The organism is Nocardia elegans NBRC 108235, from assembly GCF_001612845.1.
GTDB classification, from domain to species: domain Bacteria; phylum Actinomycetota; class Actinomycetes; order Mycobacteriales; family Mycobacteriaceae; genus Nocardia; species Nocardia nova.
On record NZ_BDBF01000062.1, the window covers coordinates 21,761 to 37,715 of the forward strand.

The 15,955-nt window shown below is 68.6% G+C and carries 16 protein-coding genes and 1 pseudogene; 6 read left to right on the top strand and 11 right to left on the bottom strand.

From position 1 onward, the window contains the following. Nucleotides 1-14 precede the first annotated feature (14 nt). On the bottom strand, nucleotides 15-1,571 hold the full coding sequence (locus NE2_RS31245) for an AMP-binding protein (protein WP_063031939.1): 1,557 nt from the start codon (nucleotides 1,569-1,571) through the stop codon (nucleotides 15-17). Between the two features lie 110 nt (nucleotides 1,572-1,681). Between NE2_RS31245 and NE2_RS31250 the strand changes: the two genes are divergently transcribed. Beyond that, entirely contained in the window at nucleotides 1,682-2,422 is a 741-nt protein-coding gene (locus tag NE2_RS31250; RefSeq protein ID WP_063031963.1) for an enoyl-CoA hydratase/isomerase family protein, read from the top strand. 167 nt (nucleotides 2,423-2,589) lie between these two features. Then, on the top strand, nucleotides 2,590-2,862 hold the full coding sequence (locus NE2_RS31255) for a hypothetical protein (RefSeq protein WP_030514587.1): 273 nt from the start codon (nucleotides 2,590-2,592) through the stop codon (nucleotides 2,860-2,862). Nucleotides 2,863-2,877: 15 nt separating this feature from the next. On the opposite strand, the pseudogene NE2_RS31260 reads toward NE2_RS31255, so the two are convergent. Together NE2_RS31260 and NE2_RS31265 are read right to left on the bottom strand one after the other, a co-directional pair. Beyond that, nucleotides 2,878-3,078, bottom strand: a pseudogene (locus NE2_RS31260) (ferredoxin); the annotation flags it as partial. Continuing rightward, nucleotides 3,075-4,367, bottom strand: coding sequence for an NADH-ubiquinone oxidoreductase-F iron-sulfur binding region domain-containing protein (locus NE2_RS31265; RefSeq protein ID WP_063031966.1), 1,293 nt, complete (start codon nucleotides 4,365-4,367; stop codon nucleotides 3,075-3,077). The pseudogene NE2_RS31260 and the gene NE2_RS31265, both read right to left, overlap by 4 nt. Nucleotides 4,368-4,441: 74 nt before the next feature. Here NE2_RS31265 and NE2_RS31270 point away from each other — a divergent pair, with 74 nt between their 5' ends. Continuing rightward, nucleotides 4,442-4,915: a hypothetical protein gene (locus NE2_RS31270; protein WP_063031941.1), complete on the top strand. Its 474-nt coding sequence runs from the start codon at nucleotides 4,442-4,444 to the stop codon at nucleotides 4,913-4,915. A gap of 56 nt (nucleotides 4,916-4,971) precedes the next feature. Here NE2_RS31270 and NE2_RS31275 read toward each other — a convergent pair whose 3' ends face one another. The 8 genes from NE2_RS31275 to NE2_RS31310 all read right to left on the bottom strand — a co-directional run bounded on the left by NE2_RS31275 (nucleotide 4,972) and on the right by NE2_RS31310 (nucleotide 12,796). Beyond that, the gene (locus NE2_RS31275) at nucleotides 4,972-5,829 is read right to left on the bottom strand and encodes an alpha/beta fold hydrolase (RefSeq protein WP_063031943.1); all 858 of its coding nucleotides are present in this window, start codon (nucleotides 5,827-5,829) and stop codon (nucleotides 4,972-4,974) included. Nucleotides 5,830-5,855: 26 nt separating this feature from the next. Continuing rightward, nucleotides 5,856-6,251, bottom strand: a complete 396-nt coding sequence (locus NE2_RS31280; RefSeq protein ID WP_030514582.1) for a Rieske (2Fe-2S) protein — start codon at nucleotides 6,249-6,251, stop codon at nucleotides 5,856-5,858. Between the two features lies 1 nt (nucleotide 6,252). Continuing rightward, nucleotides 6,253-7,407 carry an amidohydrolase family protein gene (locus NE2_RS31285; protein WP_063031945.1) on the bottom strand — a complete coding sequence of 385 codons (1,155 nt, stop codon included), beginning with the start codon at nucleotides 7,405-7,407 and terminating at the stop codon, nucleotides 6,253-6,255. Nucleotides 7,408-7,434: 27 nt separating this feature from the next. Then, entirely contained in the window at nucleotides 7,435-8,526 is a 1,092-nt protein-coding gene (locus NE2_RS31290) for an amidohydrolase family protein (RefSeq protein ID WP_063031947.1), read from the bottom strand. A gap of 272 nt (nucleotides 8,527-8,798) precedes the next feature. Then, complete coding sequence (locus NE2_RS31295; RefSeq protein ID WP_063031949.1) at nucleotides 8,799-10,091, bottom strand: TetR/AcrR family transcriptional regulator; 1,293 nt, start codon at nucleotides 10,089-10,091, stop codon at nucleotides 8,799-8,801. Between the two features lie 65 nt (nucleotides 10,092-10,156). Then, nucleotides 10,157-11,653 carry a CoA-acylating methylmalonate-semialdehyde dehydrogenase gene (locus NE2_RS31300; protein ID WP_106958416.1) on the bottom strand — a complete coding sequence of 499 codons (1,497 nt, stop codon included), beginning with the start codon at nucleotides 11,651-11,653 and terminating at the stop codon, nucleotides 10,157-10,159. 41 nt (nucleotides 11,654-11,694) lie between these two features. Continuing rightward, nucleotides 11,695-11,913 carry a hypothetical protein gene (locus NE2_RS31305; RefSeq protein ID WP_030514577.1) on the bottom strand — a complete coding sequence of 73 codons (219 nt, stop codon included), beginning with the start codon at nucleotides 11,911-11,913 and terminating at the stop codon, nucleotides 11,695-11,697. A 58-nt stretch (nucleotides 11,914-11,971) separates the two neighbouring features. Continuing rightward, nucleotides 11,972-12,796 (bottom strand): SDR family oxidoreductase, encoded by an 825-nt coding sequence (locus NE2_RS31310; RefSeq protein ID WP_063031951.1) that lies wholly within the window; start codon nucleotides 12,794-12,796, stop codon nucleotides 11,972-11,974. A 74-nt stretch (nucleotides 12,797-12,870) separates the two neighbouring features. On the opposite strand from NE2_RS31310, the gene NE2_RS31315 reads away from it, so the two are divergent. The 3 genes from NE2_RS31315 (at nucleotide 12,871) to NE2_RS31325 (ending at nucleotide 15,925) form a co-directional block, all read left to right on the top strand. Then, the gene (locus NE2_RS31315) at nucleotides 12,871-14,448 is read left to right on the top strand and encodes a methylmalonyl-CoA mutase family protein (RefSeq protein ID WP_063031953.1); all 1,578 of its coding nucleotides are present in this window, start codon (nucleotides 12,871-12,873) and stop codon (nucleotides 14,446-14,448) included. Continuing rightward, the gene (locus tag NE2_RS31320; RefSeq protein WP_030514574.1) at nucleotides 14,448-14,861 is read left to right on the top strand and encodes a cobalamin-dependent protein; all 414 of its coding nucleotides are present in this window, start codon (nucleotides 14,448-14,450) and stop codon (nucleotides 14,859-14,861) included. Before NE2_RS31315 ends, NE2_RS31320 begins: the two co-directional genes overlap by 1 nt. Before the next feature lie 323 nt (nucleotides 14,862-15,184). After that, nucleotides 15,185-15,925, top strand: coding sequence for a PP2C family protein-serine/threonine phosphatase (locus tag NE2_RS31325; RefSeq protein WP_063031955.1), 741 nt, complete (start codon nucleotides 15,185-15,187; stop codon nucleotides 15,923-15,925). The last annotated feature ends 30 nt before the right edge of the window (nucleotides 15,926-15,955 follow it).

Below are 15,955 nucleotides of genomic sequence, written 5' to 3' on the forward strand. Positions count from 1 at the left end.
TGAGAATCATATTCTCAGTTTTTGCGCGTGGCAACGTCCTGCCCGGCGGCCACGGCGGCGCGCACGCGGTATTTCTGGACCTTGCCGCTCGGGGTGCGGGGAAAGTCGTCGACGATGTGCAATTCCTCGGGCCACTTCTGCTTGGCCAGGCCGGCCTCGGCCAAATGCGCCTGCACGTCGGCCAGGGTCGGGGTGGTGCTGCCGGACCGCAGCCGGACCACCGCGGCGGCATGTTCGATGAGCCGCGCATCGGGCGCGGCGACGACGACGGCTTCGGCGACCGCGGGCATGCGGTGCAGCACGTCTTCCACCTCGACCGCGCTGATGTTCTCGCCGCCGCGGATGATCAGATCGGTGGTGCGGTCGGTGATGGTGAGATAGCCGTCCTCGTCCAACCGGCCGACATCGCCGGTGCGGTACCAGCCCTCGTCGTCGAAGGCGGCCGCGGTCAACTCCGGATCCGTGTAGCCCAGGCACAGATCCGGTCCGCGACTGAAGATCTCGCCGTTGTCGGAGAGCCGGATCTCCACTCCCGGCAGCGGGCAGCCGTCGGTGTAGAGGCGTTTGTCCCGCGGATCCGTGCAGTCGGAGCCGGTGATGGACGGATGTTCGGTGCTGCCGTAGGCGCGGTAGGCGATGATGCCGAGGTCGGTGAGCCGGGTGGTCACCGCGGCCGGCACCGAACTTCCGCCCAGCCCCGCGTATTTCATCTGCCGCAGATGCGCGTCGGTGAAGGAGGGATGGTCGAGCAGGCTGGTGAGGTAATAGGGCACGCCGCCCGCCACGGTGGCGCCGAATTCCGACATCAGGGCCAGCACCCGGCCGGGATCCCACACATCCACCAGGTTGATCTCCGTCCCGTCGAGCACCGGGATGAGCAGGGCGTTGACCATGCCGATGAAATGGCCGACCGGTGCGGCCGTGAGCTGGGCGCCCAGATCGGGCGGGTAATGCGCGCTGAGCTGGCGCGTTTCGAAGCCGAGGGTGCGATGGCTGTGGACCACGCCCTTCGGGTCGCGGGTGGTGCCCGAGGTGAAGGCGATCAGCGCGGGGGAGTCCGGTGCGACCGTGACGATTCCGGGCATCGGCTCGTCGTCGAGCAGGGTGTCGAAGTCGCGGCCCACCACACCGACGATCGGCACCTGCGCGCACAGATCGGGCTGAAATTCCATGGCGCCGAAGCGTTCCGCGGTGACGAACACCTTCGGACGCACCGCGTCGAGGATGTAACCGAGTTCCTTGCGGCCGTAGAAGTGCACGATCGGCACCATCGTGGCTCCGAGGAAGGAGGCGGCCCAGAAGGTGGCCGCGGCCTCCATCCAGTTGGGTAGCTGGAAGGCGACCACATCGCCGGGGCCCACACCGCGGCGGCGCAATCCGGCGGCGAGCCGGCGGGCGAGGCGCTCGACCTCGCGCACCGTGCCCGACCAGGGACGCAGCTGGGAATGAACCCGGAACGGGACCTCCGGTGCCCCGGCCAGGCCCCGCGCCAGCATCTCGCCCATGGTTTCGCGCGTCCACCATCCCCGCGACTCGTACCGATCGATCAACTGCTGCGGGATCTTTCGCATGGCTGAGCTCCAATGCCCGACGAATGGGAAGGCCGGCGGGACCGGACCCGAATATGGAGATGATATTCTCAGAGTTGGAGAAGCAACATATCCAGAACGGAGAACGTGTGATGGTCGACCTCGAGGTGGACGGCGGGATCGCGGTACTGACCATCAACCGTCCGCAGGCGCGCAACGCCATCGCGCCCGAGACGATGGATCAGCTCGATGCCGCGATCGACGCCGCGGCCGGCGCCCAGGTGCTGGTCGTGCGCGGTGCGGGCGAGCGGGCGTTCGTCTCCGGCGGAGATCTCAAGCAACTGGCCGCGATTCGCACCGAGGAGGGCGCGGCGCAGATGGCCTGGCGGATGCGCGGCATCTGCGATCGGCTGGCCGCGTTCCCGGCTCCGGTGGTCGCGGCGCTCAACGGTCATGCCCTCGGCGGCGGTGCGGAATTCGCGGTGGCCGCCGATATCCGGATCGCCGCCGACGACATCACCATCGGGTTCAACCAGGTTGCGCTCGCGATCATGCCGGCCTGGGGCGGAGCCGAACGGCTCACGAAGCTGGTCGGGCGCAGCCGCGCACTGCTACTGGCCGGTACCGGGTCCCTACTGTCCGCCGCGGAGGCGCAGCAGTACGGCCTGGTCGATCGGGTGGTGCCGCGAGCGGATTTCGAGCGGGAGTGGCGGTCACTGGCGTCCGCGCTGGCCCATCCGGCCTCGGCGTCGATCAAGCGCGTGGTTTCCGGTGCCGCCCCGCCCGAGGCGGTGGAAGCCTTTGCCCGGCTGTGGGTTTCGGATGCGCACTGGGAAGCCGCGGATCGGGTGCTGAACCGCGGTTCGGCCCGCGGCGCGACCGCGCGGGCCTAGGACCGGTTCCTCGCCGAGCCGGCCCGCCGGATCCGTCGGGTGTGGTTTGCCGGATTCGGCGGCGGTCAACACTATGTTTCGGCCTCGCCGGCCTGGTTCCGGCGGGCCGTCGTTGTTGTTTGCCGTCGGAAAACGACCTGCGCCACATCGGCGCAGAAGGAGGATACGTGCGCATCATCACCACCGGTCTCGCCGCCGCGGCGTTGACCGTCGCCGCGGTGGCGGGGGCCGGCGTCGCTGCGGCCGATGACGATTCGGGGCTCAACCCGCCCAAGGAGATCATCACCGTGGATATCAATCTCCTCGGATGTTCGATCGGCGCCGGACTCGGCGCGCAGCTGGTTCCCACGCTGAGCGCCGGCGGATTCGGTGGCCCGGTGGGCATCGACGGCGGATTGGCCTCGCGGCTGCGCAGCGCCGGCTGCCTGCCCTGGCGCTGACGGCGCGAATTATTCGGTCGCGCTGTCGATTTCGGTGATGGCGTGCACCGGGCAGTCCAACAGTGCCCGGTGCACGCCGTCGCGATCGGCCGGTGCGACGACACCGTCACCTTCCAACGACGCGTAGCCCCAGTCGTCGAGCGAGAAGTACTTCGGCGCGTGTTTGGCGCAGGTGCCGAAGCCGTCGCAGACGGTGCGATCGAGTCGGATCTTCACAGCGAGGTCACCGCTTCCACATCGAAGGGGCGGACGGCGGCGAACGGCGTGGCCGCGCAGATCGCGCAGCCGCCGCCGCGGTGGCGCGCCACCGCATCCGGAAATTCGTCGAGCAGGGTCCGGGCCGCGTTCGTCGCCGCGTCGAGGGTGCCGCAGGCGCCGCGACCACGCAGCACGGTCGCCCAGCGGCGCAGCCGATCCAGATCGGCGGCCTCGGCGACCCCGTCGCGCAGTGCGGAGGCGACCGCGCTCATCGCCGCGGTGCCGTGGAAACACGAGCCGCACTGACCGGCGTTCTCGCGGTCGAAATAGTCCAGCAACGCCGCCGCCACCGCGACCGGGCAGTCGTCGGGCGTCAGCAGCGCGACGGCGCCGCAGCCCAGTCCCGTCCCCATCGCCCGCAACGTCTCGTGATCGAGCCGGGCGTCGAGAATGCGGCTGTTGGTGAGGCCGTTGAAATAGCCGCCCAGCAGCGCGCCGTGCACGCGGTCCGCGGCGACGCGGTGCAACTCGAGCAGGGCGCGGAACGAAAACCCGTGCGGCAGTTCGTAGATCGCCGGTTCGCGCCCGCCCCCGGTCACGGTGGCCAGGAAGGTTCCCGGCGAGTCCGCGGTGCCCACGGTACGGAAGGCCGCCGCGCCGAAGCGGTGGATCCACGCCAGCTGGGCGAGAGTTTCCACGTTGCTGACCAGTGTGGGGCGTCCGCCGACGCCGGCCGCATACGGACGGGGCGGCTTGTCGGTGGGTGTGGCGGGCCCGCCGTCGATCGCACGGACCGCCGCCGTCTCCTCCCCGGCCACATATCCGGCGGCGACGGTGACGATCTCCATCGGCACCGCGAGCTCGGCGGGATCGGCCTCGGCGAGCGCGACGGCGACCGATTCGGCGGCCCGGTCGTCGGAGACGTACACCACCGCGCGATCGGCGCCGAGAATCGTTGCGGCGGCCCGTAATCCGTCCAGCACCAGATGGGGGCGCCGGCGCAGCAACCAGCGGTCCTTCCCCGACGCCGGTTCGCCCTCCTCTCCGTTGGCGACGACCACCGGCCGCACTCCGGCACCGCAATGCCGCTGTACCGACCGCAGTTTCGTGCCCAGCGGGAAGCCCGCGCCGCCGCGCCCGCGCAGGCCCGACTCGACGACCTCGGCGAGCAGCCGCGCCGGATCCTCGATCGGCGCGTACCCGCCGCTCGCCCGGTAGGCCGCCGCCGACTCGGTGCCCTCGCCGCCGGTGATTCGCGGCGTGGTCCCCGGTGGTGCGCTGACTATCGGATTCGCGATCGCATCCATCGATCCGTCCTTCGGAATATCGTCCGCCACCGAAAACCGTCGGCGCGGAAATGGCTGTGCCTACAATCGGCGGCATGCGTACCGCAGTAATTCGTGTCGATGTGGATCCCGCCGGGGAACTGCCGCCCGCGGAATTCGGGAAGAAGATATCCGCGCTCATCTCCAGCGCTGCGAAATCCGGAATATCGGTGACCGCACCCGATATCGATCGGCTTCCCGCGCGCCGCCGCGAAATCCAGGTGCTGATCGACGGTGACGACACGGCCGCCTTGCGGGAACACGCGGTGGGAATGTGCGCCGATATCTTCGGCTCCGCCGTCCGCCCTGGGGCGGTCACCTTCGTCAGCCGGGGAACCGACGACGACGCCCACGGTGTCCTGGCCGGATTCGGCATCACCGGAGAGATCGATCGCAGCTGCGACGCGGCCGGCTTCGACACCCTCACCGTCCGCCTGGCGCGCACCGATCTGGAGCGCATCCCGGAGAGCCGGATCCAGACCGCGCTCGAGGCGGCGACCAACTCGGAGGTGGTCATCGTCACCAGGTGAGCACAGCGGTGAGCCGCCTACGAGCGGCTCACCGGCACACCGCGATTCGCCGATTTTCACTGCCGCACGAAGTCCAGGATCGCCGGTGCGGCCAGCACCCAGGTGTCGAAGATGTTCCCCTGTCCCCGGGCGCGCGCCTTCTGACCCTGCTGCCAGGCGTCCTCGGGCCACGGCGGATCGATCAGGATCGAACCCTCGATCAGGCAGTGCACTTCCATCGACGTCCGCTTGGGGTGGTCGATATCGCGCTCACCTCCCCGGATGATGAGTGTCGGAATCTTCAGCTTCGAGAACTCGTAATCGGTCACCCCGGGAATCGTCTGACCCGGTTTCGGAACATAGGCGTCGAGCCAGCGCAACATCTGCGCCTGGAATTCCTCGGCGTCGAGAGCCAGCAGCCGGTCCTTGTTCTTCGGATTGTCTTGGATGCGTTCCTGCCATTCCGGCAGTTCGATCAGACCCTCGATGCCCTTGATCTTCGCCGCGGTGATGTTGGGAATGATGTAATGCGAACCGAGCGCGATCAAGCCGTAGTTGCCGCCGACGATATTCCACACGATCAGCTTCGTCGCGATCTCCGGATACAGCATCGCGGTCAGAATGGAATCCCGCGCACCGCCGGAGCCGCCGGCGATGATCACCGGACCCGTGTCCAGATGCACGAGCAGATCGTGCAGCACCTCGGCGCGCATATGCGATTCCGTGGGACCCCAGAACGCGACCTCACTGCGGCCGCAGTTGGGCCGGTCCCACAGCAGGACCCGGTGGCCACCGGCGACCAGGGCCTCGGCCAGCGGCCGCAACCCCGGAATTTCGATGCTGAACCGGCCACCGGGAGTGAGCACGATCAGCGGACCGGACTCCCCCAGAATTTCGTAATAGACCTCACCACCGCGGATTTCGGCGATCGGCATGGACAGACCTCCTCGTCTGTGTCGGATCAAGCGGTGACCAGAACGTCGTTGCCGACCACCCGCACGGGATAGGTGCGGATACTCCATTCCGGTTTCACCGCGGTGGTGCCGGTGGCCAATTCGAATCCCCACTGGTGCCACGGGCAGTAGATGTATTCGCCGCCGCGCACGCTGACCGCGTCACCGGGAACCGATTCGTCGACCGCGGTCAGTCCCCGGGTGCGGCCCGAACACAGCGGCCCACCCTCGTGTGGACAGTAATTGGCGATGGCGTAGAAGGTGCCGTCGACGTTGTAGACGCCGACTCCGTGGCGGCCGATCGGGACGAGTTTATGTGTCCCGGGCGGAATTTCGTCGACGGTGGCGACGGCGTGCTCACGCCCCTGCGGGAGCCGCGGCGTGGCCGCGAGATCGTCGCTCATCTCAGAACACCCGCACTTGCCCGGGCAGTACCGGCACGGTATCGGGCAGGTTGGCGTAGGTTTTCAGCCCGTTGCCGAACATCACCGGCTCGCGGGTGTGCTCGGGCAGGTGTTTGACCAGCCAGCGCGGATCGTCGAAGGTCCAGTGCGGATAGTCCGAGGAGAACAGCAGAATCTTGTCCGCCTCCATCCATTCCAGCGCCCGGGTCAATTCCGTCTTGTCCTCGGGATAGTCCAGGGGCTGGGTGGTGAACTTGATGTGCTCCTTGACGTACTCCGACGGCTTGCGCTTGATCTCGACCCACGCTTTGCGCGCCTCGTAGATCGCGTCCATCCGCCACATCAGCGGCAGGATCCAGGTGAACGCATGCTCGACCAGGATGATCCGCAACGTCGGGAAGCGGTCGAAGACGCCGTCGAAGATCAGGCTCATCACCTGATTCATCGCCAGCAGCGAGTAGGTGACCATGAAATCGTGGTTGTAGCTGGGATATCCGACCGGCGGCATCGGCAGCATCTCGAAATTCCCGCGGGAGAGGTGGCAGGCCACCGGCAGGTCGTGCTTCACCGCGGCCGCCCACACCGGGTCGTACATCGGATCGCCCCACGCCGGGCGCGGTTCCGCGCGAATGAGAATCTGCGCCATATACGGATGTCCGGCCCACTTCTCGATTTCGCGGACCGCGCCGGCCGGGTCCTCGGCCGCGGCGCTGATGGAACCGCGATAGCGCTGATGCCAGTTGTTGTGACCGTCGAGCCAGTCCTGGTCCAGCCAGGTGTTGACCGCCGCCGCGGCCGCCGAGGTCGCCTCCGGCAGCCGGGCCTGGTACAGGCCCGGCTCGAGGATGGCGATATCGGAGCCGGCGCCCATGATGAGCTGCCGGAACAACGTGTCGGGATCGCTACCCGGGAAACCGCCGTCGGGTGTGAAGGCGTCCACCCGCATCGCGTAGGCGTAGGCGAAGTCGGGGGCGTCGTAGAAGATGGTGCTGCCGACGTGGTGGTTGAGGAAATACTTGCTGCGGAACGGCTCCGGGTAGAGTTCCGCGAGCCGTCCCGGCCGGGGCACCGGGTGGACGTCGGAGTCGACCACCCGGACCGCGACCCGATCGGTGCTCGGAATCCGTTCGCGTACGTCGGTATTCGCCTGCGTCATGGGTATCCCTTTCGATTCCGATACCGGTTACCGCGTCGTCGCCGCGGCGGGAATGTCGATGCCGTACAGTCCGGCGGCATTGCGCCACAGCAGCTTCTCGCGCTGGGCGGGAGTGAGCGCCGACGGCAGCCGCGCCGGATCGTCGAGTTGCCAGTGCGGATAGCTAGAGCCGAACATCACCATGTCGTCCTTGCCGGTGAATTCCAGCCAGTCTCCGGCGAATTCGACATCGCCGGGCCCGTCGAGCCGGCCCTGGACGAAGTAGATCGAGCCGGGTAGATAATCGCTGGGCATGCGCGGCGCCCACGGCGTCTGCTCGAGGTGCGGACGGCCGAAGGTGTCCATCCGCCACATCATCGGCGTGAGCAGGTCGGCGGCGCCGTCGGCCCACACGAAGCGCAGATCGGGAAAGCGTTCGAACACGCCCTCGGCGATCATGTTCATCTGGTGGTACAGATAATTCAGCGCCATGAAGCCGAGGTACTGCTCGTAGGTGCGCGGATGTCCGGACGGGGTGGGCGGATAGGCCACGCCCGAACCGGATTCGATATGCACCGCGACCGGCAGCCGCGTGGCCGCCGCGGCCTCCCACAAGGGCCAGAACTGCGGCTTTCCGTAGAGTTCGCGCGACTGCAACGGAATGCCGATCTGCACGACGCGCGGATGGGAACCCCAGCGTTCGATCTCGCGGACCGCGCCGGAGATGTCCTCCGGATTCACCCGCAGCGTGCCTCGGTAGCGGTCGGCGTAGGTGCCGGAGTCCAGCCAGCGCGAGATCATCATCTCGTTGTGCGCGCTCGCGATCGCGGTTCCCAGGTGGCGGTCGGGCATGATGCCGCGGGTCATCGGATGCAGGACGGCGATGTCGGTCCCGCGCTCGCCGAAGAGCACCTGCCCTACGGCGTCGGGCTCGGAGCCGGGATATCCGCCCTCGGACAGGACGGTGCCCGGGGCGTATTCACCGCCGGGCGCGCCGTACCAGTCCATCTCGACATCCGGATAGCCGCGAGCGCTGTACGGCTCGCGCAGCCAGGTGCGCAGTTCGGCGTTGCCCTGGAAGAAGATGTGCACGCTCGCATCGATCAGCGGGCTGGTGCTGCCGTCGGGGAGAGTGATCATCGGCCCTCCCGCGGGAAATGCCGCGCAGCTGCGGGATTCGGTCTCGGCGAGGCGGAACGGTCCGGCTCGGGATGGTCGGTCATGCGGGCTCCGTTGCGGGAATTCGAATGCGTTCGCGGACTGCCGTCGGCCCGGCGGTCGGGGAGAGTGCCCGGAAAGCTGTGCGGCGGACGGACCGGTGCGCGTTCGCCGGAGCGAATGCGCGAACCAAATATTTGTTCCGCAACTGTACGTCGGAACCCGCCCGGCGCACAAGGGCCGCCGTCCGGCGGTCAGGCGGCGAGGGCGGTGCGAGTGGCGCCGCACAGCAGAGTCGCGCGGGAATGTGCGTGTGCGGCATCGATTCCCACGCGCGCGACCACCGGCGGGGGCATCCAGATCAGGTCGCGCACACATGCCGACAGCCGGCTCTTGGTGATGCCCTCGATGGTGATCTCGCCGTCGGCTCGGCCCTGGTCGACGACGGCCGCGATCTGACGTGCGCGACGGCGCAGGACCTCGATCACGTCGCTGGTGTCGGGGGGAGTGGACCGGAACCACGCGCGCTGGATCGCGAACTCGAGGTCGAAACGCCGCAGGGCGTTGAGATTGATCCAGGTCAGCGCGTCGAGTTTGGCGACGGCGGAGCTGTCGGTGCCGACCACCGCGGCGTAGGCGCGCGAAATCTCGTCGTGGAACGTCCCCATGATCGAATCCAGTAGCGCCTGTTTCGATTCCACGGTCCGGTACACGCTGCCCGCGCCCATTCCGGCGGCGGTGGCGATATCGCGCATGGTGGTCGCCTCGTAACCACGGCGGGCGAACTCCGCGCGTGCGACCGCGCGCAGCCGGGCGGTGCGGTCGTCGTCGCCGGTGTCGTCGGGATTCGCCCAGGTGGCGATGCTCTCGCGCGCGGCGCGCAGGGCCGCGGAGCGATCGAGCGCGGCGGGGGAGGCCGGCACGGCGGGCAGGCCGTCGAGCAGCAGGCGGCACACCACCGTGGCGACGCGGTCGGCCGAATTCTCGCGATGCAGGACCGACAGGCCGATGTGCAACATGGTCTGGCACAGCTGTTCGGCCAGCACGCAACGGTCCACGGCCGCGGTGAGGTAGCCGTGATCCGCCGCGGCGTCGAGCAGGGCGCGCATGGCTGTCGTCGGTGCGGAGGGTGGGTCGGCGGCGAGCGCGATGAGCGCGGTGCCGGCGCCGGTGTGCGGCTCGTAGATCGACAACTGCAGTGCCGCACGGTGTTCCAGTGCGCAGGCGGCGAGGGCGGTGGCGTAGTCGTTCACGACGTCGAACGCCTGGTCGGCGCCGGTGATCGCCGACGGCGGCGGCGCCGACCGGGCCACGGCATCCAGCGCGGCGTGGTAACGCTCGAGCAGTTCGACCGCGATCGCTTCCTTCGATTCGAAGTGGTGGTAGAGACTGCCGGGCAGGATGCCGCAGGCGTCGGCGACGTCCTTCACGTTCGTCCCGGCGTACCCCGCGGAGGCGAACAGTTCCGCGGCCGCGCGCAGGATCTCGGTCCGCCGCACGCTGTCGGCGCGAGCGGGAACCGGCGCGGTGGACTGTGATCGTGGCATCTGCTCAGTGTGACCGATCTTCGCGACCCGTACGACGCGGCCCGGAGCGCGTGCCGTCCGGGTGGTCAGTCGTTGCGCGGGAAGCCCAGATTCAGCCCGCCGTGGCTCGGATCGAGCCACCGGCTGGTCACGGCCTTGGTGCGGGTGAAGAAGTGCACACCCTGTACGCCGTGCGCGTGCGTGTCACCGAACAGCGAGTTCTTCCAGCCGCCGAAACTGTAGTAGGCCATGGGAACCGGAATGGGGACGTTGATGCCGACCATTCCCACCTCGACCTCGTACTGGAAGCGCCGGGCCGCGCCTCCATCGTTGGTGAAGATCGCGGTGCCGTTGCCGTAGGGGTTGCCGTTGATCAGCTCGAGGGCCTGCTCGTATCCGTCGACCCGCACCACCGCGAGGACCGGGCCGAAGATCTCCTCGCGATAGGCGGCCATCTCCGGGGTCACGTGGTCGAGCAGCGTCGGTCCGAGCCAGAAGCCCTGGGACACATCGATATCGGCGTCGGCGGTGCCGAGCGCGGCGCGGCCGTCGACGACGATGCGGGCGCCCTGGGCCTCGGCGGTATCGACGGCGGCGGCCACCTTGTCGCGGTGCGCGCGGGTGACCAGCGGTCCCATATCGGCCTCACCGTGCCCGTCGCCGAGGCGCAGGCCGCGAGTGCGCTCGGCCACCCGGGCTACCAGCTCGTCGGCGATATCGCCGACCGCGACGGCCACCGAGATGGCCATGCAGCGTTCTCCGGCCGACCCGTATCCGGCATTGACCAGCGCGTCCGCGGCCAGGTCCAGATCGGCGTCGGGAAGGATCACCGCATGGTTCTTGGCACCGCCGAGGGCCTGGACCCGCTTGCCGGTCGCGGTCGCGGTGGCGTAGACGTACTCGGCGATCGGAGTGGAGCCCACGAAGGAGACGGCCTTGATCGCGGGGTCCGTCAACAGCGCGTCCACGGCCTCCCTGTCGCCCTGCACGACGTTGAAGACGCCGGGCGGAAGTCCCGCCTCCTCCCACAGCTTCGCCAGCCACAGCGCTGCGGACGGATCCTTCTCACTGGGTTTGAGCACGACGGTATTGCCGGTGGCGACCGCCAGCGGGAAGAACCACATCGGCACCATGGCCGGGAAGTTGAACGGCGAGATGATCGCGACCGGACCCAGCGGGGCTCGCACCGAGTACGCGTCCACGCCGGTGGAGACGTTCTGCGTGAATCCGCCCTCCACCAGATGCGGTATGCCGCAGGCGAATTCGACCACTTCCTGACCGCGCGAGACCTCACCGAGGGCGTCGGAGAACACCTTGCCGTGTTCGGCGGTGATCAGTCCGGCCAGTTCGGATTTGCGAGCGTTGAGCAGTTCGCGGAAGCGGAACACGATCGAGGTGCGCCGGGTCAGCGAGGTGTCGCGCCAGCCCGGGAAGGCGGCCGCCGCGGACTCGACGGCGGCGCGGACCTCCTCGGCCCCGGCCATGGCGACCGCGCCCGTGACCCGGCCGGTGGCGGGATCGGTCACCGGGGCCGTGCGCGCGGCGGCGCCGGGCCGGAGGCCGCCGTCGATCCAGTGGCCGATGTGCGCGACGTCCGTGGCGGCGGTGGGTTCGATCGTGCCGGTCACGACCGGACCCCGGCGTGCGCACCGGTCATGGTGGTCAGCGGCGCCGCGCCGTACCAGCCGCAGGGCAGGCCGCAGCTGGCGGTGATCTCGATCTCGCGGCGATGATCGGCGAAGGTGCGGACGGTGCGCACCGCCTCCGCGGCGTAGCCGCAGCGCGGGCAGGTGCCGAAATAGTCCAGTATCTGGCGGACCGCGATATCGACGGGCGGCTGCATCAGTACCTCCGGGTCACGAGTTGAGTTGTGCGGCAAAGGATTCGCGTATGTCGTGCGGTCAGCCCAGGAACAGATCCGGGATCGGCCGCTCGCCGCCGCCGTAGCCCGACAGGTCGCGGACTCCGGATTCGATGAGCACCTCGGCGTCGATGTAGCAGTTCCCGGTGGTGTATTTCGCGGGCCGGGAAAGGATTTCGGCGGCGGCATCGCCCATGATGCGCGGATCGCGCGCCGAGGCGAGCAGTTCGGACCCGTCGGCCATATTCGCCACCGCCGAGGTCGCGATGTAGGTCTGCGGCCACAGGCAGTTCACCCCGATCGCCGCCTCGGCGAATTCGGTGGCCCAGCCGAGCGACAACAGCGTCATCGCGTATTTGGACTGGGTATAGGCGGGATGCGCGCCCAGCCAGCGAGGGCTGAGGTTCAGTGGCGGCGAGATGGTCAGCACATGGGCCTCGGGCGCCTCGCGCAGCGCCGGCAGGCAGGCCTGGGTGAGCAGGAAGGTGCCGCGCACGTTGATCTCCTGCATCAGATCGAACCGTTTGGCCGGCAGTGAGTCGGTCGGCTCCACCGCGATCGCACTGGCGTTGTTGACGCAGATATCGATGCCCCCGAAGCGGTCGACCGCGGTCTGCGCCGCGCGCCGCACATCCTCCTCGCGCCGCACATCGCCCACCACCGCGACGGCCTTCCCGTCCGCGGCCTCGATCTCGGCCACGGCGGTGTGCACGGTGCCCGGCAGTTTCGGATGCGGTTGTGCGGTCTTGGCCAGCAGCACGATATTCGCGCCCCGGGCGGCCGCGGCGACGGCGATGGCGAGGCCGATCCCGCGGCTTGCGCCGGAGACGACCATGGTGCGGCCGGCCAACGGATATGCGGGCATGACGCTCCTCGAAGTCAGTCGTTCGCCTCTGATGGTATTGGCATTCTCTTTTTTTGCAAGTAACGTATTCAAGGATGAACGACGACGTCCAGACCTCCTCCGGCATCCCGCTCGCCCCGGTCTACGGCCCGGGCGATCGTGTCGCCGAACCGCCCCCGCCGGGCGAATATCCCTTCACCCGAGGCAATTTCGGCACCGGCTACCGCGGGCGGCTGTGGACCTTCCGGCAGTACTCGGGGTTCGGCACCGCCGAGGAATCCAATCGCCGCTACCGCTATCTGCTCGCTCAGGGCGGCACCGGACTCTCGGTCGCACTGGACCTGCCGACCCAATGTGGTTACGACTCCGACGATCCCGAGGTGAGCGAGGAGGTCGGCCGGGTCGGCGTGGCGGTGGACACCCTCGCCGACGCCGAGATCCTGTTCGACTCGATTCCGCTGGACAAGATCAGCACCAGCTTCACCATCAACGGCACCGCCGCGATCCTGCTGGCGTTCTACGTGGCCGCCGCCGAACGCCAGGGCGTCGCCCGCGAAAAACTCACCGGCACCATCCAGAACGACATCCTCAAGGAGTACGCGTCGCGGGGCACCTGGATCTGGCCGGCGCAGCCCTCCCTGCGGTTGATCGCCGACACGATCGAATTCTGTGCCGCCGAGGTGCCGCGGTTCAACGCGATCTCGGTGGCGGGCGCGCACTTTCGCGACGCGGGCGCGACCGCGGTGCAGGAGATGGCGTTCACCCTTGCCGACGGAGTCACCTATTGCGACACCGTCGTCGAACGCGGCCGCATGAGTATCGACGACTTCGCGCCGCAGATCTCGTTCTTCTTCTACACCCACGGCGACTTCTTCGAGGAGATCGCGAAATACCGTGCCGGACGGCGGCGGTGGGCCACGCTCGTGCGGGAACGCTACGGCGCGACGACCGACCGCGCGTCGATGTTCCGGTTCGGCTGCGTCTCCGGCGGCGCCTCGCTCTACGCGCCCCAGGCGCAGAACAATCTGGTGCGCGTGGCCTATGAGGCGATGGCCTCGGTTCTGGGCGGGGTGCAGTCGATGTTCACCGCCGCCTGGGACGAACCGTTCGCCCTGCCCAGCGAGGAGTCGGCGACACTGGCGCTGCGCACTCAACAGATCCTGGCCTACGAAACCGGTGTCACGCGGGTGGCCGATCCACTGGGCGGGTCCTATTTCGTCGAGGCGCTCACCGATGCGACCGAGGAGCGGATCGTCGAGATCATGGCCGATCTCGACGCGCACGGCGGCATGGTCCGCTGCATCGAGGACGGCTATCTGCAGGGCCTGATCGCCGACGAGGCCTACCGCGCCCACCAGGACATCGAATCCGGCGCGCGCCCGATCGTCGGGGTCAACCGATTCACCTCCGACGAACCCGCACCCGAGATCGGCACCTACGAATTGGATGCCGCGGGAAGGGATCTGCAATTGAAGCGACTGGCCAAGGTCAAGGCGGACCGGGATTCCGGCGCGGTCGCCACCACGCTGTCGGCGCTGTCGCGCGCCGCCGAGGGAGACGAGAATCTGATGCATCGGCTCATCGACTGCGCCAACGCCTACTGCACGGTGGGGGAGATGACCGCCGCGCTGAAATCGGTGTGGGGCGAATTCCGGCAGCCGGTGGTGTTCTGATGCCCGCGCGCGTACTGGTCGCCAAACCGGGCCTCGACGGCCACGACCGTGGTGCGAAGATCGTCGCGCGCACACTACGCGACGCCGGTTTCGAGGTCGTGTACACCGGCATCCGCCGCCGCGTCGAGGAGATCGTGTCGATCGCGGTGGCCGAGGACGTGGCGGTGGTGGGGCTGAGCATTCTCTCGGGCGCGCACCTCGGACTCACCACCAAGGTGGTGGAGGGATTGCGCGCCGCCGACGCCGCGGATATCGCGGTCGTGGTCGGCGGCACCATCCCGCAGGCCGATGTGCCGAAACTCCTCGAGGCGGGCGCGGCGGCCGTCTTTCCGACCGGCACCCCGCTGGATCACCTGGTGCGCGAGATCCGCGCGCTCACCGCGACGGTGGCGGGCCCGGCCGAGCCGAGATGACCGCGACCAACCGCATACCGTAGGTCACGGCCGGGCGAAGGGGCGGCGTCGCACCGGTCACGGACACTCTCGCCCGAGCAATCGAGAACGGGCGGTCCGGGCATTTCGGGCGATCAGCGTGGCCGATGGACCCCCCAGGGCGCGCCGGACGGCGGCCTGTAATGAACTCGTGCCCCTTTTCACAGGTTGAGCACGGTCCCAGCTGACATAGTCTGAGCAGGCGAGTTCTGCTCAGGGCAGTTTCGGAGCCGGTCGCGGTCCAGGCGATCGTCGGCGCGAACGAGCGGAACCGCAGTCGGCAGGGGCAGTCGAGGAGGTCGGCCGTGCACACAGCGGTGACGACGGCAATCACACGGCGTGAGTTGATGCGGCTCACGGGAATCACAGCGCATTCGGTCAGCCGGCGTGGCGGCCGGTCGCTGAATGCCGACGCGGTGTCGGGTTATATCGACTCCGCGGTCGGCCGCAGCGCCTTCGCCGTCGCCGACGGCATCGGCGATCATCTGCTGGCCGCGCGGGCGGCGCGCACCGTGGCGCAGGTCGCGGCGCGGGTGGCCGTCGGTGGCAGTGCGGCCGCCGGAATCCTTGCCGCCCAACAACAATTGCTGCGCGAATTCCCCGAGCCCTCCGCCGACAGCGTGGTGGTCGTGGCCGTGTGCCCGACACCGGACCGCATCGACGGCCCCTGTGATATCGCCTGGGTCGGCGACTGCCGGGCCTACCACTGGAACGGGCGAGTGCTGCATCAGATCACCAGCGATCACACCGTCGCCGAGATGATGAACGCGCGCGGCATCACCGTCGCGCCCCGGATGCACCATATGGTGACGACCTCGGCGCGAACCGTGCGGCCGGAGGCGGTGGGCCACGGCATCACCGGCACCGGCGCCGGGCGATGGCTGTTGAGCACGGACGGGGTGCACAAGACCTTGTCGATGACCGAGATCAAGCAGATCCTCGCCGACGCCGACTCCGCGTCGACCGCCGCGGACGCGCTGGTCGAGGCGGCGATCACGGCGGGTGCCACCGACAACACCACCGCGCTGGTCTTCGATCACGGCTGAACGGCGGGCCCGCCCGCGCGGCCGCGACCG

What these genes read in the sequence shown, in the direction of transcription:
- NE2_RS31295 (WP_063031949.1), bottom strand. Translation starts at nt 10,091, where the DNA reads ATGCCACGATCACAGTCCACCGCGCCGGTTCCCGCTCGCGCCGACAGC.
- NE2_RS31280 (WP_030514582.1), bottom strand. Translation starts at nt 6,251, where the DNA reads ATGAGCGACGATCTCGCGGCCACGCCGCGGCTCCCGCAGGGGCGTGAG.
- NE2_RS31245 (WP_063031939.1), bottom strand. Translation starts at nt 1,571, where the DNA reads ATGCGAAAGATCCCGCAGCAGTTGATCGATCGGTACGAGTCGCGGGGA.
- NE2_RS31315 (WP_063031953.1), top strand. Translation starts at nt 12,871, where the DNA reads ATGAACGACGACGTCCAGACCTCCTCCGGCATCCCGCTCGCCCCGGTC.
- NE2_RS31250 (WP_063031963.1), top strand. Translation starts at nt 1,682, where the DNA reads ATGGTCGACCTCGAGGTGGACGGCGGGATCGCGGTACTGACCATCAAC.
- NE2_RS31265 (WP_063031966.1), bottom strand. Translation starts at nt 4,367, where the DNA reads ATGGATGCGATCGCGAATCCGATAGTCAGCGCACCACCGGGGACCACG.
- NE2_RS31290 (WP_063031947.1), bottom strand. Translation starts at nt 8,526, where the DNA reads ATGATCACTCTCCCCGACGGCAGCACCAGCCCGCTGATCGATGCGAGC.
- NE2_RS31320 (WP_030514574.1), top strand. Translation starts at nt 14,448, where the DNA reads ATGCCCGCGCGCGTACTGGTCGCCAAACCGGGCCTCGACGGCCACGAC.
- NE2_RS31310 (WP_063031951.1), bottom strand. Translation starts at nt 12,796, where the DNA reads ATGCCCGCATATCCGTTGGCCGGCCGCACCATGGTCGTCTCCGGCGCA.
- NE2_RS31285 (WP_063031945.1), bottom strand. Translation starts at nt 7,407, where the DNA reads ATGACGCAGGCGAATACCGACGTACGCGAACGGATTCCGAGCACCGAT.
- NE2_RS31270 (WP_063031941.1), top strand. Translation starts at nt 4,442, where the DNA reads ATGCGTACCGCAGTAATTCGTGTCGATGTGGATCCCGCCGGGGAACTG.
- NE2_RS31305 (WP_030514577.1), bottom strand. Translation starts at nt 11,913, where the DNA reads ATGCAGCCGCCCGTCGATATCGCGGTCCGCCAGATACTGGACTATTTC.
- NE2_RS31275 (WP_063031943.1), bottom strand. Translation starts at nt 5,829, where the DNA reads ATGCCGATCGCCGAAATCCGCGGTGGTGAGGTCTATTACGAAATTCTG.